Below are 21,663 nucleotides of genomic sequence, written 5' to 3'. Positions count from 1 at the left end.
ATGTGCGGGGGCCTCCCAGCACCCGCGGTGTTACATCCCTGGTCGCCGGCCGGGCGGCCGTTCCACGCGCGCGAGCGCCAGAAGGCTGTCGAGGCCGTCCGCCGTCCCCGGCCAGTTGCGTTCGAGCGCGTCGTAGCCCGCGTGCTTCACGGCGAAGCGCACCGCGACGATCGTGAGGATCGCATCGTCGGCGTAGCCGATACCGGGAAGGAAGTCGGGGATGAGGTCGATCGGGAGGATCAGGTACACGAGCAGTCCGTAGAGCCACCAGCGGGTGGCGCGCGGTACGGCCGGATCGGTGGCGAGCCGGCGGATCAGGCGGACGACGTCGGGCACCAGGCGCAGGATCGCCCGCCAGTCCACATCGCGTCCGGCCCGGCGCTGCTGCACGACGAGGACCACGACGAGGGCGATCCACATCACGACCAGGGCGACGAGCACACCGATGACGGTCCAGATCCATCCCGGCATCGTCACTCCCGGAAGATGTGGACGGCCTCGCGCGCGGCGTAGGCGACGATGACCAGGGCGGCCACCGGGTCCGCCCACCACCAGCCGAGGAGCCCGTCGAGGCCGATCCCGAGCAGGACGCTCGTGGCGAGGATGCCGTCCACCAGGGTGACGCGCCCCTCGGCGGCCAGCACCGGGTTGGCGAGGAGACGGCCGACGCGTGCCTTCCCGAAGGCCAGCAGGAACATGACGGCGGCGGTCGCGGCCGTCCATCCCGCTCCCAACGGGCTCGGAGCTGCGCGGTGGCCCGTCGCCAGCGTGACGGCCGCTTGGACGAGCAGGTAGGCGCCGAGGAGGACGAACGCGATGCCGATCAACCGGAGGGCGAGTCGCTGCCGCCCCTCGTCCGATCCGGTGAGTTCCCAGATCACCACCGTGCTGGCGCCGATCTCGATCAGGCTGTCGAGCCCGAACCCGAGCAGGGCGACCGAGGCGCTGGAGGAGACCGCGATCGCGAGGACGACGACGCCGACGACGTTCCAGCCGAGGGTGGTCGCTTCCAGGCCGATGCCGGCCCGGACGAGCCTCTTCCGGCGTGCGACCTCCGCGGATGCGCTCATCGGCTCGGCGGGTTCGCCGCTTCATGATGGTCGGGCACGGTGACCGTGTCCGGCGGAGTCACTTCGAGATGCAGTTCGTCGAGCGTGCGCAGGTGCTCCTGCGCGTGCGCGCGGGCGGCGGCCGCTATCCGGTGGGCGTCGCCGAGGACGACCGCGTCGACGGCGAGCTCGGCGCTCCCGTGCAGCCGGTGGCCCACCCAGCGCAGTTGCACGCGCGGTGCCGCGACGACTCCGGGCGTCTCGATCAGGGCGTGCTCGAGCTGCTCCACCAGATCCGGCTCGATGCCGTCGAGCAGCCGGCGGCCGATGCTCCGGACGGTGCCCCAGAGCAGCACGACGATCGCGGCCGAGATGAGCACACCCACGATGGGATCGGCGAGAGGGAACCCCAGCATCACGCCCAGGGCGCCGAGGACGACCGCGAGGGAGGTGAAGCCGTCGATGCGGGCGTGGACGCCGTCGGCGACCAGCGCGGCCGAGCCGATGCGCCGGCCGACCCTGATGCGGTAGATCGCGACCGCCTCGTTGCCGGCGAACCCGATGAGGCCGGCGACGATCACCCAGCCCAGGTTCTCCAGCGGGTGCGGGTGGAACAGCCGGTCGATCGACTGCCACGCCGCCACGACCGCCGACAGTGCGACGACGGCGATGATGAACAACCCGGCCAGATCCTCGGCGCGGCCGTACCCGTAGGTGTAGCGGCGGGTGGCGACCCGGCGTCCGAGCACGAAGGCGACCCAGAGGGGGACGGCGGTGAGGGCGTCCGAGAAGTTGTGGACCGTGTCCGCCAGCAGGGCGACGGAGCCGCTGAACGCGACGATCACCGCCTGCAGAAGTGTGGTCGCGAGCAGGACGAACAGACTGATCTTCAGGGCACGGACGCCCTCGGTGCTCGCCTCCATCGCGTCATCGATCGAGTCGGCCGCGTCGTGCGAGTGCGGGACGAACAGCCCGTACAGGAAGCCGCGGAACCCGGTCGGGTGGTGGTGGTCGTGGTCGTGTGGATGCTCGTGGTCGTGAGGGTGCCCGTGGTCGTGCGTGTGCGTCTCGTGGGTCACGCGGTCGCCTCGTCCTCTGCTGTCGCCGCCTGGTGGTGGTGGCGCGGCGTGCCGCCGAGCGAGTGCTCGGCCTGGAAGATCGCGTCGCTCACGAGCCGGCTCGCGTGCTCGTTCTCCAGCCGGTAGAACACCCGCTGGCCGTCCTGCCGGGTGGCGACGATCCGTGCCAGCCGGAGCTTCGCCAGGTGCTGCGACACCGCTGCGGGCTGCTTGTCGAGGATGTCCGCGAGATGGTTCACCGACAGCTCGCCCGCATCCCGGAGCGCCAGGACGATGCGCACGCGGGTGGCATCCGCCAGCATCGCGAAGACCTCGACGGCGAGTTCCACGTACTGGCTGTCGGGGAGGCGCCCGCATATCGGCTTATCTGCATGCATACGCAGATTAAAGCGCGTCGGGACCGGTACAGCAACTCGGGCGGGCTGGAGGCGGCTCCATTGTCGAAGCGGTTCGATGAAATTGCTTGACGTATGCGCAGTAACGGCGCTACCGTGCCCGTGTGTGGAATCGAACCGGTTCGACGGTCGCATTCCCGCCACCTCTATCCGCATGGCCCGATGCAAGGGAGCATCCATGAAGAACCCGTCTGACGCTCGGACGGCGCGGCGCGCAGCGCCCGCCATCGGCGCCGACACATCCGATCGACGCCGCGGTATCGCCCTCCGGCGTGTCACGGCCACGGTGGCGAGCGCCGCACTGCTCGCCGCCGGGAGCAGCCTCATCGCTCTTCCCGCCCAGGCCGCGCCCACCGCATCCAACACGCTGGTCGTCAACGCCGACCAGCCGTTCCGGCCGGTCACCCATGTCGCGACCGGCTCGCTGTACGGCCTCGCCAACGCAACGACACCGTCCGACGCCCTCGTGCAGGCCATCAAGCCGAACACCTTCGTGATGATGCCCATCGGCGGGCACCAGCAGGGTTCCGGCGACATCGGCAAGACCTGGCAGAAGGCGGCAGCGGCCGGGGCCAAGGTCGTCGACCGGCTCTCCGACTACTACGCCGGCTGGCCCTACCAGTTCAGCTGGAGCAGCTGGGACCAGGTGGTGACCGACCAGGTGCAGCAGGTCAAGGCGTCGGGCATGACGAACCTCGCCGCCTATGCGCCCTGGAACGAATCCGACAACACGTGGCTCGCATCCAACGGCACCTTCGAGGACTTCTGGACGCACACGTACCGGCTGATCCGCAGCCTCGACCCGACCACGCCGATCCAGGGCCCGAGCTTCTCGGACAACATCGGCGACATGCAGAACTTCCTCAACAACGCGGTCGCGACGAACACGGTGCCGGACATCCTCGCCTGGCACGAGCTGGAGACGTCGTCCAAGATCGCCGGGGACGTCGCCAAGGTCCAGGCGATGGAGGATGCCCTCGGCATCCAGCGCCGCCCCATCGCGATCGAGGAGTACGCGGCTCCGGCCGAGGTGGGCATCCCCGGTTCGCTCGTGGGGTACATCGCGAAGTTCGAGCGGCTGGGCATCCATGACGCCGAGCTCGCGTTCTGGAACCAGTCCGGTGCTCTCGGCGACCTGCTGACGGGCCAGGGCGGGAGCCCGAACGGCGCCTACTGGCTCTACACGTGGTACGCCGGCATGAGCGGTGACATGGTCACGACGACGCCGCCGGGGAACAACAACTTCGACGCGGCCGCCGCGGTCACCTCCGACAAGAAGGAGGTCGACGTCATCACCGGGGGAACCTCCGGCCCCGCGGGCATCCGCATCGCCGGTCTCGACAAGCTCGCCCTCGGATCCAAGGTCAACGTCAAGCTCGAGTTCACGCCGTCGTACGGCCGGACCGTCGCCGTGGCCGCCCCGACCACGATCTCGACGACCACCTACGCGGTCGCCGCCGACGGGTCCGTGACGGTGCCCGTCGTGATGAACCCTGCGTACGGGTACCACATCGTCGTGACCCCGGCGAGCGACACCGCCGACCTGTCCGGGACGTACACGATCACCAACGTCAACAGCGGTCTCGCCCTCGACACCCAGTCGGCGGCAACTGCCCCGGGAACCGCGGCCGTGCAGTCGGCGCCCGCCGCCGGGGGCAGCGCGACGCAGACCTGGCGCATCACCTCGGCCGGATCGGGCCTCTACCGGATCATCAACCCGGCGACAGGCCTGCTGCTCGGCATCCCGAACGGCGCCACATCCACAGGAGCGCCGGCTGCGGTGTGGGGGGATTCCGGTACCGACGACCAGCTCTGGCAGCTGGTCCCTGACGGGAAGGGCGACTACCGCTTCGCGAACTACGGCACCGGTCTCGTGCTCGGCGTGGCCGGGATGAGCAAGGCCGATGGCGCAGCGGTCGTCCAGTGGACCGACGGATCGGTGACCTCGGGATGCACGGCCACCGGCCCGCGACAGCCCGGGAAGATCGGGTCCGCTCTGTCGTTCTGCAACAGCACCGCGTACGCGACGCTCCCCACCGGAGCGGTCAGTGGCGTGACCGGCGACTACACCGTGTCCGCCTGGGTGAACCCGGCGAGCAACGCCTCCTGGCAGCGGCTGTTCGACATCGGGTCGAGCAGCAACGCGAGCATGTTCCTGACGCTCAATGACGGCACCGAGCTGCGCTACGCGATCACGACCAGCGGTGCCGGCGGTGAGCAGCGGCTCGACAGCAGCACGAAGACGCTGCCGCTCAACCAGTGGTCGCTCGTCACGGTGACCGTCGCCGGCACGACCGGGACCCTGTACGTCAACGGGCAGGTCGTGGCCACCAACTCCGCCATGACGCTGCACCCGTCGGCGTTCGGTCAGAGCACGCGCAACTACATCGGCAAGTCCCAGTACGGCAGCGACCCGGCGCTGAACGCCACGGTCGACGACTTCAACATCTACAGCCGTGCCCTCAGCGCGGCCGAGGTCGCCACCCTGGCATCCGGACAGGCGGGCAGCGGAGACGTCGTGCACTATGCGTTCGACGAGGCGGGCGGCACCACGCTGGTCGACTCGTCGGGGGCCGGCCGAAACGGCACCGTCGTCGCGGGCAGCTCCGCGACCACGAGCACTTCGGCGACCGACGCCCAGACCGCGGACCACTTCTGGACGCTCCACGCGGTCAGCGCGCCCGCCGCGCCGACCGGGATCTCGGCCAGCGCGACGTCCTCCGCGGTCACCGTGAACTGGACCGCGGCGGCGGACGATGGAGGCTCTCCGGTGACGGGATACCGCGTGTACCGGCAGGGAGTGACCGACCCGGTCGCGACCGTCGGACCCGACGCCGTCTCGGCGACGGTCACCGGGGTCTGGCCGGGTGACACCGCGCAGTTCTCGGTCTCTGCGGTCAACGCCGCGGGTGAAGGTGCGAAGTCCGAGTGGAGCGCGCCCGTCATCGTCCCCGATGGCGCCACCAGCAAGCCGGGTCAGGCTGCACTGTCGAACGACAACGGCTGGGACACCGGCCTCAAGGACGGCGACTACAACGTCGTCATGAACCTGTGGTGGGGCGAGGAGGGATCGATCTACCGCCTGTACGAGAACGGGGTGCTGATCGCGACCAAGCAGCTCACCTTCGGCGGAGTGGGAGCGCAGAACCTCTCCATCCCGGTGCACGGCAAGGCCAACGGCACCTACGTGTACACCGGAGAGCTCGTCAACAGCAAGGGAACCACCGCGACGACGAGCACCACGGTGAAGGTCACCGAGGCGACGCCGGGAACCCCCGTGCTGAGCAACGACGACTGGAGCGGAGCCGGTACGTTCACCGTCACCGCCAACATGTGGTGGGGCACCAACGCGACCTCGTACACGTTCTACGAGAACGGCGTCGCGGTGAGCCAGGGGCAGCTGACGGCGAACACCCCGAACGCGCAGTCCGCCACGCTGAAGGTCGAGGGGAAGGCCACAGGGTCGTACACGTACCGGGTCGACTTCACCAACGCCGCAGGCACCACCAGCAGCAAGACGATGACGGTCACCGTCACCAAGTAGCAGGGAGCGGAGGCGGCGCCGACCAGGTCGGCGCCGCCTCTGTGCGACCGGCTGAAATCACGCCCCCGTCACGACGAGCCTCCCCGCCCGGGCGGCGGCTGGACCGAGATCCCGGCCCTCTGTGCGATGTCCGCCGCGGCGGCCCGTGAGTTGACGCCGAGCTTGCGGTAGAGCCGGGAGGCGGTGGCCTTGAGCGTGTTCGGACTGATGAAGAGCTCCGTCGCGATCTCGCTCATGGAGCGGGTGGTCGTGAGCTGCTGCAGCACGTCGCGTTCCCGCTTGGTCAGCGACCCGACCTCGGTTGCCGACTCTCTTCGTCGCGGCGCGAGGAGGCTGTGGGCGCCGGGGGCCAGGGTCTGCAGGTGCGCGTCACTGATGAGGTGGTAGCTGGCGCGCATGTCCTCCTGCTCGATGATGGAGTGCGCGAGCCGGAAATTGTGGGCGGCGGAGCGGGAGCGTTGCAGCGCGAGGGACGATGCGGCCGTGATGAGGAAGGCGCCGGCGCGCACGCGGGGCGGGCTGAGGGGCTCGGCGGCCTGCGCGGCGTCGTCGATCGCCTCGATGAAGCGGCCGCGCCGGTACTCGCCGATCGCCCGGAGCAGGTGGTCGTCGGGCGTCACCGGACGGTGTCCGGCCACGGATCGGCCCAGCCGCATCCACGTGGCGCGCACGTACTGCCCGTTCATCCCACGATTGGAGACCGCCGGCGGGTGCCTCCCGAGCTCGCGGGCGAGCTCCTCTTCGAGGAGCACCTGCTCGGCCTTCGTGTGAGCGAGGAAGGACCGCACCCAGCTGGCGGCCGCCCAGTACTCGCCGACCGGGTGGGCCGCGACGAGCGCGAGTTCGTGCGCGGATGCATCCTCCTGCACGCGGTCGGCGTGGACGAGGGCGGCGGCGAGATGGTGGGCGGCGTCGTAGCGCGGGTTCGATTCGCCGGTGTTCCTGGCGCGGTGCGCCCAGTCGAGTGCCGCGCTCAACCGGCCTCGGGCGGCGAGATGCCAGGCGAGGTGGCCGGCGGCCCGGCGGGCGACCTGGGGCTGCTCGGTCATCACGGCGACGCGGTGCGCTTCTTCGTACTCGTAGGCGACGGGGAGGGTGTGGTCCCCGGAGAGCTCGAGCGCCCGGCCCCACTGCACGAACAGATGCGGGAGGTTGGCGAGACGGTGCCCGACCTCGCCCGGCTCCGCTGCCGTCAGCGCCCGGCGTGCCTCGGTCGCGGCCTCGACCGCCGCCGCGTGCTGTCCCTTGGTGCGTGCCGTGGCCGATGTGCCGGTGAGCCCGATCAGGTACTCCACGAGATCGCCTGAGCGTCGACCGGGGACCGTCGTCGCAGCGGGATGCTGCTCGAAGCGGTCGGGACCGCCTCCCGAGACGACGTGCTTGAGGTAGTTCGCTGCGGACACCAGGGCGACATTGTCGACGAATGCCTCTCCAGGGAGCGCCCGGAGGGCGGCGAGCAGGGCTCCGGGGTCGGTGTGTGCGTACCGGTCCCAGTGTTCCGCGATCACCGCGGCCGCGACGGCCGAACCGGCCCGGCGCGCCGTCTCGGCGACGACCGCGGCAAGGCTGTCTGCGGGTACGCCCTCCTCGGTCCCACGGTGGTCGCCATCGGCGGGGAGCGAGTCTGACGGGGAGGGCACGGACGGAGTTCCTACAGGGTCGGGGGAGGGGCGGAGCGGATGCCGAGGTGCGTCGGCGGGGACGATCACCTCGATTCGATTGAACACGTCCCCGGAGCCGATTGTGGTCCTTCACCTGGGGGACATTCGGCATTCGTCAGGGTTAAATCCGGGGTGAATTTTTGTTCGTCGTGTGGAAATCCTTTGCGCCCCCTCAGAAGACTGAGCCTGATTCACAGGATCGTCAGCCGTCTGTCTCACTGACCGGCGGACGGGGGAGGACACCAATGCACCTGGCAGCTCGGCACCGGAGACGGCGCAACGCTCAGCACTCAACGGACTCGTCGTCGGGAAGGCGGCTGGTCTTCTCGCTGAGCAACCGTCGCAGCAGATTCGCCGCAGCCGTTCTCAGCGTCGGACTGCTCGCGAGCGGGCTGAGCACGTGGGCGCTGCTGGGCACATCGGCCGCTCCGGCCGCGGCTGCTCCCGGCAACCCGGGCACCCCGTCGGCGCCGACCGTGGCGTTCCAGGAGAACTTCGAGAACGGGGTCGGAAACGCACCGGTGGCGCTGACGGCGTACACCGGCGCCACCGGTCAGAAGTACACGGCCGACCCGGCGTGGCTCACCGGGTGTAACGGGCAGATCCGCAACTTCAACACTCCCGCCGCCTCACTGGGGAACTGCGCCAACGATGGCGAGACCTCGATGCTGAACCAGCTCGCGTACGCGCTCGGTGCTCATGCCGGTTCGGCCACTCCCGCGACGAATCACGCCGTGACCGCTTACACGGAGGGCAACCCGGGGGCGAACTCCACGGAGTTCAAGACGGCGACGAACATCGCGTTGGCTTCCTCATCGGGCAGATTCCTGACGTTCAGCGTCGACACGGCCGCCGTGAACTGCCAGGTCTCGGCTCCCCAGTACCAGTTCGCCTTCCTTGACCAGGCCGGCACGGCGACGAACGTCGGCGGTCTCCTCAACGCGTGCTCGTCGGGTCAGACCGTGAACGTACCGGCGAACGGGGTTCAGCCGGCCCACACCGTCAACGTGGGCACGTACACCTCGAACGGATCGGTGCTCTTCAGTGGTTCCTCCCTCGGCGTCCGGATGCAGAATGCGAACGGATCCGGCCTGGGGAACGACGCCGCGTTCGACAACATCCGCATCCTGGATGTGACGCCGCAGCTGGACAAGGCGTTCAGCCCGACGGCGGCACCGACCGGTGGCACGTCGACCCTGACCTTCACGGTCACGAACACCAGCGAGCTCGCCTCCAAGGCGGGCTGGGGCTTCACCGACACCCTTCCGGCGGGCCTGACGCTGGCGAACGGCACTGTGGGCGGCACCTGTAACGCGACGACCACCGCTGTCGCCGGCGGCACGTCCGTCGCCGTGACCAACGGCACCCTCGCCGCCGGGCAGACCTCGTGCACCATCACCGTCCAGGTCACCTCGCCGGTCGCCGGCAGCTTCACCAACGGACCGGGCAACGTGACGGAGACGGGCCTGAACCCGCCCGGCACCAGCACCGTCACCTTCTCCGACCCGTCTTACACCGTGACGAAGACCGCCTCGACCGCGGTCGCCCACCCGGGCGGCACCGTCACCTACACGGTGTCGGTGAAGAACACGGGCGCGTGGCCGTACACGGCCGCGAACCCGGCCTCGTTCACCGACGACCTGTCGAAGGTGCTCGATGACGCCACGATCAGCTCCGGACCCACCAACGGGGCAACCGTGAACGGGACCACCCTCACCTGGTCGGGCCCTCTCGCTGTGGGCGCGACGCAGACGATCACCTACACGGTGACGGTCGGAGCGGCCGGCACGGGCGACGGGGTGCTGACGAACGCCGTCGTCCCGGGCGACGGCGGAACCTGCGACCCGGCCGGCTCCTGCACGACGACCACCCCGGTGCAGGCCTTCAGCGTGACCAAGAAGGCCGACAAGACCGATGTCGTGCCCGGCCAGACGATCAACTACACGATCACGGTGAAGAACACCGGCGTGGTCGACTACACGGCCGCTGCGCCGGCGTCGTTCACCGACGATCTGTCGGCCGTCCTCGACGACGCCACGTACAACAATGACGCGACAAGCGGTGCCACCTACGCGGCACCGACCCTGTCGTGGTCCGGCGCCCTCGCTGTCGGCGACACCGTCACGATCACCTACTCCGTGACGGTGAACGACCCGATCACCGGAGACTCGCATGTGGACAACGCCGTGGTCACCCCGCCCGGGGTGGGCGGCGACTGCCCGGCCGGGTCGACCAACCCGGACTGCATCGTGCTGATCCCGTCGGGCTCCTTCACGGTCGCGAAGACGGCGTCCACGACGGAGGTCACCGCGGGCAGCACGGTCACGTACACGGTGACGGTGACCAACACCGGCGCCCGCGACTACACCGCCGCCCTTCCGGCCAGCTTCACGGACGACCTGTCCCGCGTCCTGGATGACGCAACCGTCACCGCCGGTCCGGACAACGGAGCGACCATCAACGGGAACGCCCTGTCGTGGTCGGGTCCGCTCGCGGCCGGTGCGACAGTCGTGATCACGTACACCGTGACGGTGAACAACCCGGACACCGGCGACAAGGAACTGCGGAACACGGTTAGCCCGACCGGCCCTGGCGGCTCGTGCGACCCGGCCGGGGAGTGCACGACCACCACGAACGTGCGCTCCTTCACTACCGCGAAGTCGGCGTCGCCGGCCGGTGCGGTGAACCCGGGCGAGACGGTCACGTACACGGTCACCGTCACCAACACGGGCACCGCCGACTTCACCGCGGCCAACCCCGCCGGCTTCACTGACGACCTGTCGGCAGTGCTGGATGACGCCACCATCACCGGTGTTCCGGACAACGGAGCGACCATCACCGGGAGCACGCTGTCCTGGTCCGGCGCCCTCGCGGCCGGCGCCACGATCGTGATCACCTACACGGCGACGGTCAACGCCCCCGACACCGGCGACCACACGCTGACCAACGCGGTGGTCCCGGGCGACGGCGGCAGCTGCCTCACGGCAGGCGACTGCGCGACCACCACCCCGGTGCAGTCGTACACGGTCGCCAAGGCCTCGTCGGCGGCCGGCCCGGTGCACCCGGGTGACACGGTGACGTACACGGTCACCGTGACCAACACCGGTCAGGCCGACTACACGGCCACCGCTCCGGCGTCGGTGACCGACGACCTCTCGCAGGTGCTGGACGACGCCACCTATGTGGCCGGTTCGGCCACCAACGGCGCGGTCGTCAACGGCACCACGCTGACCTGGTCGGGCCCGCTCGCTGTCGGCGCTGTCCAGACGATCACCTATCAGGTGCTCGCGGGCCCGGCCGGTACGGGTGACGGCACGCTGACCAACACGGTCACGGCCCCTCCGGGCGACGGTGGCGGCTGCGCGACTCCGGGCGACTGCACCACGACGAACCTGCTGCAGGCGTTCACCGTGACCAAGACGGCCGACAAGACCGACGTGGTCCCCGGCGACATCGTGACGTTCACCGTCACGGTGAAGAACACCGGGCAGGTCGACTACACCGCTACCGACCCGGCCTCCTTCACCGACGACCTGTCGGCCGTGCTGGATGACGCCTCCTACAACAACGACGCCACCGCGGGAGCAACCTACGCGGCGCCGACGCTGTCGTGGTCGGGTGCTGTCGCCGTCGGTGACACGGTCACGGTGACGTACTCGGTGACCGTCAACGACCCGGACACGGGCGACAAGGTGATCCACAACACGGTCGTCACCCCGCCCGGTGGTGACTGCCCGGCCGGCACCGACAACGCCGCGTGCACCGTTCAGATCCCGTCGGGGTCGTTCACGGTTGCCAAGGCCGCGTCCTCGCAGACCGTCACCCCCGGCGGCACCATCACCTACACGGTGACGGTGGTCAACACCGGCAAGGCGGACTACACCGCGGCCAAGCCGGCGTCGTTCAGCGACGACCTGACCAACGTCCTCGACGACGCCGCCTACAACGGTGACGCCAGCAACGGTGCGACCGTGGCCGGGAACACGCTCAGCTGGGCCGGTCCGCTCGCGGTCGGCCAGACGGTGAAGGTCACGTACTCGGTGACGGTGAACAGCCCGGATGCCGGCAACCACCACCTGGTCAACGCGGTCATGCCCACCGGGCCGGGCGGGTCGTGCGACCGGGCGGGCAGCTGCCTGACCAACACCCCGGTCGCCTCGTACACGGTGCACAAGACGGTCTCCACGACCAACACCGTGAAGCCGGGAGCCGTGGTCAGCTACACCGTCACCGTCACGAACACGGGTGAGTTCGCCTACACCGCGAGCACTCCCGCGAAGTTCACCGACAACATGAGCGACGTGCTCGACGACGCCCACTACAACGGCGACGCGACGCACGGAGCGACCCTCAGCGGCACCGTGCTCTCCTGGGCCGGCCCGCTGGCTGTCGGCGAGACGATCGACGTCACGTACTCGGTGACGGTCAACAACCCGGCGGCGGGCAACCACCGCTTGGTCAACACCGTCGACCCGGCCGTGGACGGCGGGTCGTGCGACCCGTCGGGCGCCTGCGACACCCGCACGCCGATCGACCCGGGCCCCGGCCTGGCGTTCACCGGTAGCGATCTGGTCGCACCCGGGATCATCGCCGTGCTGCTGCTGGGCGCCGGAGCAGCCTTCGTGCTGATCCGCCGACGCCGCGCGACCGAGTAAGACCCCGTGACAGTGGGCCGGCATTTCCCCAAGGTGCCGGCCCACTGTTGCGGGTTCCAGCTGACGTGTCCGGGGGGAGCGTCAGCCCACCGAGGTGCCGGCTCGGGCGCCGGCACCTCGGGTCACGGAGTGCCCATCCGACGACCTCGACATCCTCAGCCCACCCGCACCAGCGTCTGCTGCCACCCGGTCGATCCGTTCGGCGCGATCGGCGTGCGCTTCTGCTCCTGCACGCGGCCCGCGCGATCGGTGGCGCGCACAGCGAGGGTGTGGCTGCCCGCTGTGGCGTCCCAGTCGAGCGACCACTGCACCCAGGTGTCGGCGTTGATCGGAGTGGAGAGCTTCGCCTGCTGCCACTGGCCGCCGTCGATCCGCACCTCGACGGTGCGGATGCCGACCGTCTGCGCCCACGCGACACCGGCGATCTTCGTCGGGCCGGCGGAGAGCGGCTTGTCCACGCGCGGGGTGTCGATGCGGCTGGAGAGCTTGATCGGGGCTTTCGCGCTGTAGCCGCGGGGAGTCCAGTACGCCTGGTCGGCGGCGAAGGTCGTCACCTTCAGCTCGGTCAGCCATTTCGTCGCCGACACGTAGCCGTACAGGCCCGGCACCACCATCCGCACCGGGAAACCATGCTCGAGGGGGAGCGGTTCGCCGTTCATCCCGATCGCGAGGATGGCGTCGCGGCCGTCGTCGGTGAGCGCATCCAGCGGGGTGCCGGCGGTGAAGCCGTCGATGCTGCGCGACAGCACCATGTCGGCGCCCCTTCGTGGACGGGCGAGGGCGAGGATGTCGCGGACCGGCACGCCCAGCCACCGCGCGTTCCCGACCAGGTTGCCGCCGACCTCGTTCGACACGCACGTCAGGGTGACGCCGTACTCGGCTGGGCGCATGTCGACGAGGTCCTGGAAGCTGAGCTCGACGCGCTTCTCGACCATCCCGTCGATGGTGAGGCGCCAGTTCGCCGGGTCGACCGACGGCACGGTGAGGGCCGTATCCACCCGATAGAAGTCCTTGTTCGGCGTGAAGAGCGGGCTGATGCCGGGGGCGTCGAGTTCGGCGCCGGCAGGCACTTTCAGGCGGGAGGCCGGCGTCGGGAGCGTGAGCGCCGAGCGGACCGCGGCGATGGATGACGTGACAGCGGACCCCAGGCGCGACCCGACCCCGGCGACCAGGGCTCCCGCCGCTGCGACCGACGTGAGCACCAGGAACCGGCGGCGGTCGACGCCGACCCTTTCCGCTCCCGCGGTCCCGTCGCGCCAGGCGTGAAGCCGCCCGATCAGCAGTCGCAGCACCACTGCGCCGAGCACGGCGCCGATCGCGGCCGGAAGGAAACCGAACGGGCTGGCCCCCGTGCGGGTCAGCGTCGCGACCACGGCCGCGACACCCGCGAGAACGAACAGCGCGACGCCGACCCACCGACGCCACCACTCCAGCACCCCCGCGACGGCGGCGGCAACGAGGACCGCGAGGCCCAGGCTCGCCAGGAGGAACAGCTTGTCGTTCGACCCGAACAGGTCGATCGCCAGTTCCTTCGCCCAGCGGGGGACGATGTCGATCACGAACGAGCCGACCGCGATGATCGGGCTCGCGTCGCGCACGGTCAGCAGGGCCACCAGTTCGGCCGCCCCCAGGAACACGCCACCGCTCACCGCCCCGGCGAGTGCGGCCAGGGCGATGGTGCCGATTCTCTTCTTCGCTGACATGCCTGGAGTTCGTGGCGGAGAGGCCCCGCGGATTGGTTCCAATCCGATTCGCCGCCGGGGCCGAACCCCTGATGACCGCCCCGCAGCGGCCGTAACGATCGTCACCATCCCTCGAAGGAGAAGAACCATGCGATCCACAGCTCGTCTCGCAGCGGCAGCCATCCTGGCCGCAGCCGCCCTCACCCTCACCGCCTGTTCGTCCGGTGCGGGCAGCGCCACCTCCAGCGACTCCGGCTCCTCGATGAGCAAGTCCACCCCGTCCGCCTCGAAGATGGACCCGGCCGCCGACCTCGTCGGTCCCGGCTGCGCGGCATACGCCAAGCAGGTCCCGTCGGGTGCGGGCTCCGTCTCCGGCATGGCCGAGGACCCGGTGGCCACCGCGGCCAGCAACAACCCGCTGCTGACGACGCTCGTCGCGGCCGTCTCGGGCAAGCTGAACCCGCAGGTGAACCTGGTCGACACCCTGAACGGCGGCGACTTCACCGTCTTCGCCCCGGTCGACGACGCCTTCAAGAAGATCGACCCGGCGACCATCGAGTCGCTGAAGACCGAGGCGGGCACGGCCACGCTGACCTCGATCCTCACCTACCACGTGGTGCCCGGACAGCTTGCGCCGTCTGACATCGACGGCACCCACAAGACCGTCGAGGGCGGCGACGTCACCGTCACCGGCTCCGGCGACTCCATGAAGGTCAACGACGCCAACGTCATCTGCGGCGGCGTCAAGACGGCCAACGCGACCGTGTACCTGATCGACTCGGTCCTGATGCCCCCGGCCAAGTAACTCCCGGCATCAGCCCGCCCCCGGCGCGGCCGTGCAGCCTCCCCGCTGCACGGCCGCGCCGTCTGTGTACGGGCCGTAAGCTGCCTCCATGCGCGTGGGCGGACTCCGAGTGGATGCGATCTCCGACGGCGCGTTCGTTGCGCGTCCGAGCTACTTCGGCGACCGGGTGCCCGCGACGGCCCGGCCGGACGTCTTCGACCGCGATGGGGCGGCGTGGCTGCCGATCGGCTGCTTCCTCATCCGGCAGGAGCGGGCCGACCCGGGGGCCTCGGCTCCCGTCGTGCTGGTGGATGCCGGACTCGGCCCGGCCCTCGACCCGATGCCCGACGGGATGATGCTGGTCGGCGGGCAACTGCCGACCGGACTGCGCGGGGCGGGCATCCACCCGGCCGAGGTCACCGACATCGTGATCACCCACTTCCATATGGACCACGTCGGCTGGCTGTTCGGCACGGATGAACAGCCCACCTTCCCGAACGCCCGCCTCTGGTTCGGAGCGGGCGAGTGGGCGCACTTCGTCGAGGGCCCTGGCCAGATGGCGCCGCACATTCGGGCCGGCCTCCGAGCCCGCGCCGGGACGCCGACGCTGCGGCCCGTCGATACGGAGGTCTGCATTGCGCCCGGAGTCCGGGCCGTGCCCGCACCCGGACACACGCCAGGACACCTGGCCGTCGTGGTCGAGTCGCGCGGTGAGCGGCTCATCCTGCTGGGCGACGCGATCACGATCCCGCAGCAGATGGCCGAAGAGAACTGGCGCTCCCTGGGCGACGTGGATGCGGCCCGCGCCGAGCAGTCGCGTCAGGAGCTCTGGGCGCTGCTCTCTGCGCCGGGTGCCACCGGTGTCGGCGCGCACTTCCCCGAGCTGCGGAACGGACGGGTCGTGAGCGGGGAGTGGTCGCCCGTCGGCGGGTAGCCGACATCTGATCCGTCGTGCATCACTCGGACAGGAAGCCGCTGAGCGCCTGGGTCAGCTCTTCGCGAGCCGTCTCGTCGTCGATGGTGGCCGGTCGGTCGCCCGGCTGGGCGCCGTAGTCGCCGAACTGCGCGTGGTCCATGCCGTCGATCTCCACCATCCGCGCGTCCTCCGGCAGCAGGTGCCGGTTCGCCGCGAGCTTGGCGGGCGTGCTCAGGCCGTCGCGGCTGCCGCCGATCGACAGCACGCGCAGATCGGCACCGCTGAGGTCGTTTGCGCAGTACGAGCCGAACAGGATGAGTCCGGTCACCTTCGGATCCTCGGCCAGCTGGCAGGCGCGGACGCCGCCGAGGGAGTGGCCGCCGACATACCAGTCCGTCACCTCCGGGGCGTGGGCGGTGAACGTGGACAGCGGCCGCTGGTCGAAGAACGCCAGGTTGAGCGTCGGCTTCGTGATCACCACGGTGAGGCCTGTCTCGGCGACGGCGCCCGAGAGCTTGTTCAGGTAGGCGTACGGGTCGACAAGCGCGCCGGGAACGAACACCAGGCCGTCGCCGGAGGGCGTTCCGGTCGGCTCCATGACGACGGAGTCGCCGGCGTCGTGGATCCGGACGGCCGGGTCGCGCCAGGCCTCGAGCGCCGCGGACCGGTCGCCCATCATCGGGGTGGACGCCCAGGCCAGGAAGCCGACCACGGTCAGGACGAGGACGCCGAGGACAGCGCCGCCCGCGATGAGGATGCGGCGACGGGTTCTGCTGGACCGGCTCACGAATCCAGCGTAGCCCGACCATAAGCTTGCTGACTAATCTCCTAGCAAGGGAGTTTCGGTGTTCTCGCGCTCAGGCGGAGGCGCTCCACTGCTCGCCGGGCCGATAGGAGCCGAAGCTCCACTCCCGGCCGCCGGGGTCGAGCACACGTGCCCGGCGGCTGCCCCACTCCGTCTCCTCCGGCGGGAAGACCACCGTCGCGCCGGCGTCCACCGCGCGTGCGAACATCCCGTCGACGTCCTGGGTCACCAGGTACAGGCCGACTCCGGTCGAGGCGCCGACCAGGGGCGGGACGTCGTAGGCCGCGTCGTCCGAGGCCAGCATCACGACGGTGTCGGCCCAGCGCAGTTCGCTGTGCAGCACCGAGCCGTCCTGCCCGGACTGCAGCTGGAGCACGTCGAACCCGAGCGCTTCGAGCCACGCGATCGCGGCCGGGGCGTCGCGATAGCTGAGGGTGACCGCTGACGAGATCATGGTTCCTCCCGGCCCGTCGGGGTGCTCAGTCGTCCAGCACGGACGATGGCGGTCGTGCCTGCAGGTCGGCGCGGATGCCGTCGAGGACGGCGTGCACCGAGACGCGCTTGGCCTCGGTGTCGACGACGTTGGCGGGCACGGTGACGACCAGGCCGGAGCGGTAGAACGCCCGCACGCGGAAGCCGCCCTGCCACGACGACTCGCTGCTGTTGTCGCTCTCCGTGCCGCCGGAGAGCTCGAAGCGCAGCAGACCCGCGCGGCTCTCCACACGCGTCACCACCTGTGCTCCCGGCGTGCTGTCGTCGATGACCTCGGCGGCGACGACCGTGTGCTCCGTGAAGATGCCGATGCGCAGCGTGACGGTGGAGAGCCCGGAAGCGATGGCGGCGCCCAGGTAGATGATGCGGGCGTCGCCGACGGCGAGCTCCAGCTGGCGGATCAGCACGGGGTACCACTCCGGGTTGGCGCCGAGCAGCTCCTTCAGCCCGCGCTCTCCGTCGAGGAGCTCGCGCAGCTGGTCCTGGATCGCCGCCGTGTCCGTCATGGCCTGCCCTTCGGTCGCCACAGAGGCGCGGCGGGAGCCGCGTCTCCCGCTCAGCCTATCGCTAGCCAGGCTAGAGGAGCGATGGTCTACGGATTCTCAGACGGCCCGGGATGCGGCCACCTTGTAGCGGGCTCCGCGGTGCGTCTCCGGCAGCCGGTCGCCCGCGCCGTGCAGCTTGTTGCGCAGTGTCCCCGGGGCGTACTCCTCGGGATACGCGCCGCGCTTGCGCAGCTCCGGGATGACGTACTCGACGATGTCCTCGAACGTCCCGGGCGTGATGGCGTAGGCCAGGTTGAACCCGTCGACGTCGGTCTCCTCGACCCATTCCTGCAGCTGGTCCGCGATCTCGGAGGCCGAGCCGACGATGAACGGCCCGAGCCCGCCGATGGCGCCGTTGCGGCCGATGTCGCGCACCGTCCACTCGCCGCCGTCCTCGTTCGGCCGCTGGAAGTTCGCGACCGCCGACTGGATGGCGTTGCTGTCGACGTTGCCGATCGGCTCGTCCAGGTCGTACTGCGAGAGGTCCACGCCCATCCACCCGGACATGAAGACGAGCGCGCCCTCGTCGCTGGTGTACTGCAGGAAGTCCTGGAACTTCGCCTGCGCCTTCTCCCTGGTCTCGTCGGTGATGATCGTCAGCAGTGTGTAGATACGTGCCGAGTACCGGTCGCGTCCCGCCGCCTCGAGGGCGTCGCGGAGCTTGCCGACGGTCGCCTTCAGACCCTCCTTGGTGGAGGCGGCGACGAAGATCGCCTCCGCGTTCTCTGCCGCGAACGCGATGCCGCGCTTGGAGGCGCCGGCCTGGTAGATGACCGGCGTGCGCTGCGGGCTCGGCTCGGAGAGGTGGATGCCCGGCACCGTGAAGTGCTTGCCGCGGTGGCCGATCTCGTGCACCTTCGACGGGTCGGTGAAGACGCCGGACTCGCGGTCGCGGATGACCGCGTCGTCCTCCCACGACCCCTCCCACAGCTTGTAGAGCACCTCGAGGTACTCGTCGGCGTGGTCGTAGCGGTCGTCGTGCTGCAGTTGGTCGTCGTGGCCCATGTTGCGGGCGGCGGAGGGCAGGTACCCGGTGACGACGTTCCAGCCGACGCGGCCGTTGGTCAGGTGGTCGAGCGTCGACATGCGGCGTGCGAACGGGTACGGGTGCTCGTAGGCGGTGCCCGCGGTGATGCCGAAGCCCAGGTTCTCGGTCACCAGCGCCATCGCCGAGACGAGCAGGATGGGGTCGTTCACCGGCACCTGGGCGCCGTGACGGATGGCGGCCTCATTGCTGCCGCCGTACACGTCGTACGTGCCGAGCACGTCGGCGATGAAGATGCCGTCGAAGTTCCCGCGCTCCAGCAGCTTGGCCAGCTCGGTCCAGTAGGTGAGGTCCTTGTAGCGCCACGCCTGGTCCTCGGGGTGCCGCCACATGCCGGACGACTGGTGGGCGACGCAGTTCATGTCGAACGCGTTGAAGCGGATCTGCCTGGTCATTCGTCCAGGATGAGCGAACCCGGCCTGGGCCGCACGCGCACCGTCATGGTGCGTAACGCGCGCGCCTCAGCTGCGCTGGCGGAGATGCTGCCGCGTCAGTTCGGCCAGCTCCTCGTCGCTCAGGTCGTCGTAACGCTTGCCCTCGGTGCGTTCCAGGCGCATCCATCGGACGAACAGCAGGACGAGCACGGGCACGTCGGCGACCTCCGCGATGAACCACAACAGGTCGCCGGAGAGGTGCTGGTCGTGGAGGGGAGTGGGGAACCAGAACGGCATCCGCCCGACGATCGCCGGGGCGTGGTCGAGGATGCCGTCGTTGAGGCGCAGCAGGAGGCCGGGGATCGCATCCAGCACCAGTTCGACGAACGCGAGCAGGAACTCCACCGTGATGAAGAACCCGGTGCGGACGACCGAGTGCGCGACGATCGGCAGCACCAGCAGGAGGCCGACGAGCGGGGCGAGGACGGAGATGGTCCACTCGGACCACACCGAGTCGCGCAGCACGGCGGCGAGCGGCGTGAGGAAGACGAGGAACACGGCGCACGCGAAGGCGGGGGCGGCGATCGCGTTGCCGAACGCGCGCACAGGCCGGGAGCGCATCACCCGGTCGGTGCGGCGGCGGCCGGTGGGTCCGAGCGCCACGCGGGCGAGGGCGACGGGCCGCCCGAGGGCGAGGAACGCGGGGACGACGAAGAGCAGGAGCGCGATCCGGGTCGTGAACGCCCAGCGGAGGTCGGTGCTCTCGGCGCCGAGGAACCCGAACGAGATGACCGCGTACGACCCGAGGCCGAGGAGCACGAACGAGGCCGTCAACCGGAGCGACCAGCGGCGGCCCCTGCGGCGGAGCCGGAGGACGCCGCCCACGTACAGCACGGCTGCCACGGCGAGCAGCGCGGCGGCGGCCGGGTCGAACGACCAGGTGGTGAGGAAGACGGCGACGGGGGGCGTGGGCGGCTCCGATCGGTGGCGGGCCTCACCATTGTCTTCCCCGGCCGGGCGCATGATCCGGCCGGCGGCCTCCGTCTGAGAGGAACATCAGCCCGACTCAGAGGACTCCCGGTGGAGCCGGGATGCGGCCCCTTAGGCTCGATCCCGGTCGCGCGGACTTCGGGCGATGGGGTGCGGGTCGTGAGACGGACGAGGTCTGGATGACGGGCGGCGAACGACGGCGGGCTCTGGAGCAGGAACAGGCTGAGCGCGGCGGCGGCACCTCGCGGAGGCGTGGCGCACGACGAGCGTCCGCACGCCGAACCTCGCGCCGCGGGATCGCGCTCGGCGCCTCCGGTGCCACCATCGCACTCCTCGCCGGCATCGCCATGGCGCCGCCGGCCGTCGCGGAGCCCATCGACATCGTGACGGCCGCCGCGAGCGGGCACGCGGCCCACCAGGCCATGACCGTCTCGGCCATCGTCGCCTCCGCCCGTATCGACCGTGACGACCCCGTCGCCTCGGCGGTCGCCGGCATCATCGCCGGCCAGGGCGGCGCTGCGGGCGAGCGGGCCGCTGGGGCGATCGTCTCCGCCCTCGCCCTCGGCGGCGCGCGCGAACAGATCGTCGCCACCGCGCTCAGCTACCTCGGCGACCCGTACGTGCTCGACGGCTCGGATCACTCGGGCATCGACTGCTCGGGACTGGTCATGGTCTCGTACGCGGCCGTCGGCATCCCGCTCGGGCACCTCGTCCACCTGCAGGACGACGCCGGGCGACAGATCAGCGAGAGCGACGCCCAGCCCGGCGACCTGGTGGTGTTCGACGACGAGGAGCACATCGCGATCTACCTGGGCGACGGGATGCTCATCCAAGCGCCCGAGGAAGGCCGTCCGGTCGAGATCACCACCGTCTGGCAGGGCGTTCCCCACCACTTCACGCGCCTGCTGCCCTGAGCGGCCTGCATACTGGTCGCATGACCGTCGCCAGCCTGCTCGCCTTCGCCGGCCTCTGCCTCGTGCTCGCGCTCACGCCGGGGCCGGACACGTTCCTCGTCCTCCGTTTCAGCCTGGCGCGGCAGGGCGCGGGCATCGCGGCCGCCGCGGGCACCGCGCTCGGGTCGCTGGTGTGGGCAGTGGCGGTGGCCCTGGGGCTCGCCGCCGTGCTCGAGCAGTCGGCCGAGGTCTTCCGCATCCTCAAGATCGTCGGCGGTCTGTACCTGATCTACCTCGGCGTGGCCGCGTTCATCGCGAGCCGGAAAGGCAAGGCGCACGGTGTCGAGCCGACCTCCCGTCGCACCGGGCTCCGTTCGGGATTCACCGCGGGGATGCTGTCCACGATGATGAACCCGAAGGTCGGCCTGTTCTTCCTGGCCATCGCGCCGCAGTTCGTCCCCCACGACGGCTCGACCATCGCCAGCACGCTGCTGCTCGGAGCGATCGTCGCCGTGGTCGGCTCGCTCTACCTCGTGGTGGTCGCGCTGCTGGCCGGCCGCGCGGTCGCCTGGCTGAAGCGTCCGGCTGTCACGACCTGGCTCGAACGCATCTCGGCCGGGATCCTGGCCGCGCTCGGGATCGGGACCATCGCGCTCAGCGCGGAGTCGTAAGCCGAAACACACCCCGTGGGCTTACTACTTGTCGCCCCTCGGGTGAGGAGTAGGCGACCAGGCGTTTGCGGCCGGGACCCAAC

Annotated in this window: 17 protein-coding genes; 6 read left to right on the top strand and 11 right to left on the bottom strand. The window is 70.2% G+C overall.

Translation table 11 applies throughout. The features are described 5' to 3' along the window. Positions 1-30: 30 nt before the first annotated feature. From ABIC47_RS03280 to ABIC47_RS03265, 4 genes are read right to left on the bottom strand one after another with little or no spacing between them, the layout of a single operon-like run. Positions 31-471, bottom strand: coding sequence for a YkvA family protein (locus tag ABIC47_RS03280; protein WP_026307299.1), 441 nt, complete (start codon positions 469-471; stop codon positions 31-33). 2 nt (positions 472-473) lie between these two features. Next, a complete protein-coding gene (locus ABIC47_RS03275) occupies positions 474-1,070 on the bottom strand; it encodes a cation efflux transmembrane domain-containing protein (protein WP_354477109.1) in 597 nt (198 codons plus the stop codon). Further along, positions 1,067-2,128 (bottom strand): cation diffusion facilitator family transporter, encoded by a 1,062-nt coding sequence (locus ABIC47_RS03270; RefSeq protein ID WP_354477107.1) that lies wholly within the window; start codon positions 2,126-2,128, stop codon positions 1,067-1,069. Before ABIC47_RS03270 ends, ABIC47_RS03275 begins: the two co-directional genes overlap by 4 nt. Beyond that, positions 2,125-2,505 carry an ArsR/SmtB family transcription factor gene (locus ABIC47_RS03265; RefSeq protein ID WP_354477104.1) on the bottom strand — a complete coding sequence of 127 codons (381 nt, stop codon included), beginning with the start codon at positions 2,503-2,505 and terminating at the stop codon, positions 2,125-2,127. The genes ABIC47_RS03270 and ABIC47_RS03265 overlap by 4 nt, the downstream gene beginning before the upstream one ends. 196 nt (positions 2,506-2,701) lie before the next feature. On the opposite strand from ABIC47_RS03265, the gene ABIC47_RS03260 reads away from it, so the two are divergent. After that, positions 2,702-6,067, top strand: a complete 3,366-nt coding sequence (locus tag ABIC47_RS03260) for an RICIN domain-containing protein (RefSeq protein ID WP_354477101.1) — start codon at positions 2,702-2,704, stop codon at positions 6,065-6,067. A 68-nt stretch (positions 6,068-6,135) separates the two neighbouring features. Here ABIC47_RS03260 and ABIC47_RS03255 read toward each other — a convergent pair whose 3' ends face one another. Beyond that, positions 6,136-7,707, bottom strand: coding sequence for a helix-turn-helix transcriptional regulator (locus ABIC47_RS03255; RefSeq protein WP_354477098.1), 1,572 nt, complete (start codon positions 7,705-7,707; stop codon positions 6,136-6,138). A 266-nt stretch (positions 7,708-7,973) separates the two neighbouring features. Here ABIC47_RS03255 and ABIC47_RS03250 point away from each other — a divergent pair, with 266 nt between their 5' ends. Then, positions 7,974-12,383, top strand: coding sequence for a beta strand repeat-containing protein (locus ABIC47_RS03250; RefSeq protein ID WP_354477095.1), 4,410 nt, complete (start codon positions 7,974-7,976; stop codon positions 12,381-12,383). A gap of 155 nt (positions 12,384-12,538) precedes the next feature. On the opposite strand, the gene ABIC47_RS03245 is transcribed toward ABIC47_RS03250, so the two are convergent. After that, a complete protein-coding gene (locus tag ABIC47_RS03245; protein WP_354477093.1) occupies positions 12,539-14,086 on the bottom strand; it encodes a molybdopterin-dependent oxidoreductase in 1,548 nt (515 codons plus the stop codon). A gap of 127 nt (positions 14,087-14,213) precedes the next feature. Between ABIC47_RS03245 and ABIC47_RS03240 the strand changes: the two genes are divergently transcribed. Further along, positions 14,214-14,870 carry a fasciclin domain-containing protein gene (locus tag ABIC47_RS03240; protein WP_018192240.1) on the top strand — a complete coding sequence of 219 codons (657 nt, stop codon included), beginning with the start codon at positions 14,214-14,216 and terminating at the stop codon, positions 14,868-14,870. An 88-nt stretch (positions 14,871-14,958) separates the two neighbouring features. After that, a complete protein-coding gene (locus ABIC47_RS03235) occupies positions 14,959-15,783 on the top strand; it encodes an MBL fold metallo-hydrolase (protein WP_354477090.1) in 825 nt (274 codons plus the stop codon). Between the two features lie 22 nt (positions 15,784-15,805). Here ABIC47_RS03235 and ABIC47_RS03230 read toward each other — a convergent pair whose 3' ends face one another. The 5 genes from ABIC47_RS03230 to ABIC47_RS03210 all read right to left on the bottom strand — a co-directional run bounded on the left by ABIC47_RS03230 (position 15,806) and on the right by ABIC47_RS03210 (position 20,049). After that, positions 15,806-16,552 (bottom strand): alpha/beta hydrolase, encoded by a 747-nt coding sequence (locus ABIC47_RS03230; RefSeq protein ID WP_354477087.1) that lies wholly within the window; start codon positions 16,550-16,552, stop codon positions 15,806-15,808. A gap of 70 nt (positions 16,553-16,622) precedes the next feature. Then, positions 16,623-17,024, bottom strand: coding sequence for a VOC family protein (locus ABIC47_RS03225; RefSeq protein WP_089877854.1), 402 nt, complete (start codon positions 17,022-17,024; stop codon positions 16,623-16,625). A gap of 25 nt (positions 17,025-17,049) precedes the next feature. After that, positions 17,050-17,568: a hypothetical protein gene (locus tag ABIC47_RS03220; RefSeq protein ID WP_089877851.1), complete on the bottom strand. Its 519-nt coding sequence runs from the start codon at positions 17,566-17,568 to the stop codon at positions 17,050-17,052. A 96-nt stretch (positions 17,569-17,664) separates the two neighbouring features. Continuing rightward, on the bottom strand, positions 17,665-19,047 hold the full coding sequence (locus ABIC47_RS03215; RefSeq protein ID WP_354477084.1) for an LLM class flavin-dependent oxidoreductase: 1,383 nt from the start codon (positions 19,045-19,047) through the stop codon (positions 17,665-17,667). Positions 19,048-19,113: 66 nt separating this feature from the next. Continuing rightward, positions 19,114-20,049, bottom strand: a complete 936-nt coding sequence (locus ABIC47_RS03210) for a cytochrome c oxidase assembly protein (RefSeq protein WP_354477081.1) — start codon at positions 20,047-20,049, stop codon at positions 19,114-19,116. A gap of 146 nt (positions 20,050-20,195) precedes the next feature. On the opposite strand from ABIC47_RS03210, the gene ABIC47_RS03205 reads away from it, so the two are divergent. Beyond that, entirely contained in the window at positions 20,196-20,930 is a 735-nt protein-coding gene (locus ABIC47_RS03205) for a C40 family peptidase (protein ID WP_354477078.1), read from the top strand. Between the two features lie 20 nt (positions 20,931-20,950). Further along, on the top strand, positions 20,951-21,580 hold the full coding sequence (locus ABIC47_RS03200; RefSeq protein WP_020076717.1) for a LysE family translocator: 630 nt from the start codon (positions 20,951-20,953) through the stop codon (positions 21,578-21,580). Positions 21,581-21,663: the final 83 nt, after the last annotated feature.

This window comes from Leifsonia sp. 563, assembly GCF_040545055.1.
In the GTDB taxonomy this organism is placed as follows: Bacteria; Actinomycetota; Actinomycetes; order Actinomycetales; family Microbacteriaceae; genus Leifsonia.
Note: the sequence above shows the minus strand (reverse complement) of the source record. Positions and strands in the feature narration are given on the sequence as shown.

Coding starts and splice junctions, on each gene's coding strand:
- ABIC47_RS03210 (WP_354477081.1), bottom strand. CDS start 20,049: ATGCGCCCGGCCGGGGAAGACAATGGTGAGGCCCGCCACCGATCGGAG.
- ABIC47_RS03265 (WP_354477104.1), bottom strand. CDS start 2,505: ATGCATGCAGATAAGCCGATATGCGGGCGCCTCCCCGACAGCCAGTAC.
- ABIC47_RS03225 (WP_089877854.1), bottom strand. CDS start 17,024: ATGATCTCGTCAGCGGTCACCCTCAGCTATCGCGACGCCCCGGCCGCG.
- ABIC47_RS03200 (WP_020076717.1), top strand. CDS start 20,951: ATGACCGTCGCCAGCCTGCTCGCCTTCGCCGGCCTCTGCCTCGTGCTC.
- ABIC47_RS03260 (WP_354477101.1), top strand. CDS start 2,702: ATGAAGAACCCGTCTGACGCTCGGACGGCGCGGCGCGCAGCGCCCGCC.
- ABIC47_RS03215 (WP_354477084.1), bottom strand. CDS start 19,047: ATGACCAGGCAGATCCGCTTCAACGCGTTCGACATGAACTGCGTCGCC.
- ABIC47_RS03220 (WP_089877851.1), bottom strand. CDS start 17,568: ATGACGGACACGGCGGCGATCCAGGACCAGCTGCGCGAGCTCCTCGAC.
- ABIC47_RS03240 (WP_018192240.1), top strand. CDS start 14,214: ATGCGATCCACAGCTCGTCTCGCAGCGGCAGCCATCCTGGCCGCAGCC.
- ABIC47_RS03245 (WP_354477093.1), bottom strand. CDS start 14,086: ATGTCAGCGAAGAAGAGAATCGGCACCATCGCCCTGGCCGCACTCGCC.
- ABIC47_RS03280 (WP_026307299.1), bottom strand. CDS start 471: ATGCCGGGATGGATCTGGACCGTCATCGGTGTGCTCGTCGCCCTGGTC.
- ABIC47_RS03205 (WP_354477078.1), top strand. CDS start 20,196: ATGACGGGCGGCGAACGACGGCGGGCTCTGGAGCAGGAACAGGCTGAG.
- ABIC47_RS03275 (WP_354477109.1), bottom strand. CDS start 1,070: ATGAGCGCATCCGCGGAGGTCGCACGCCGGAAGAGGCTCGTCCGGGCC.
- ABIC47_RS03235 (WP_354477090.1), top strand. CDS start 14,959: ATGCGCGTGGGCGGACTCCGAGTGGATGCGATCTCCGACGGCGCGTTC.
- ABIC47_RS03250 (WP_354477095.1), top strand. CDS start 7,974: ATGCACCTGGCAGCTCGGCACCGGAGACGGCGCAACGCTCAGCACTCA.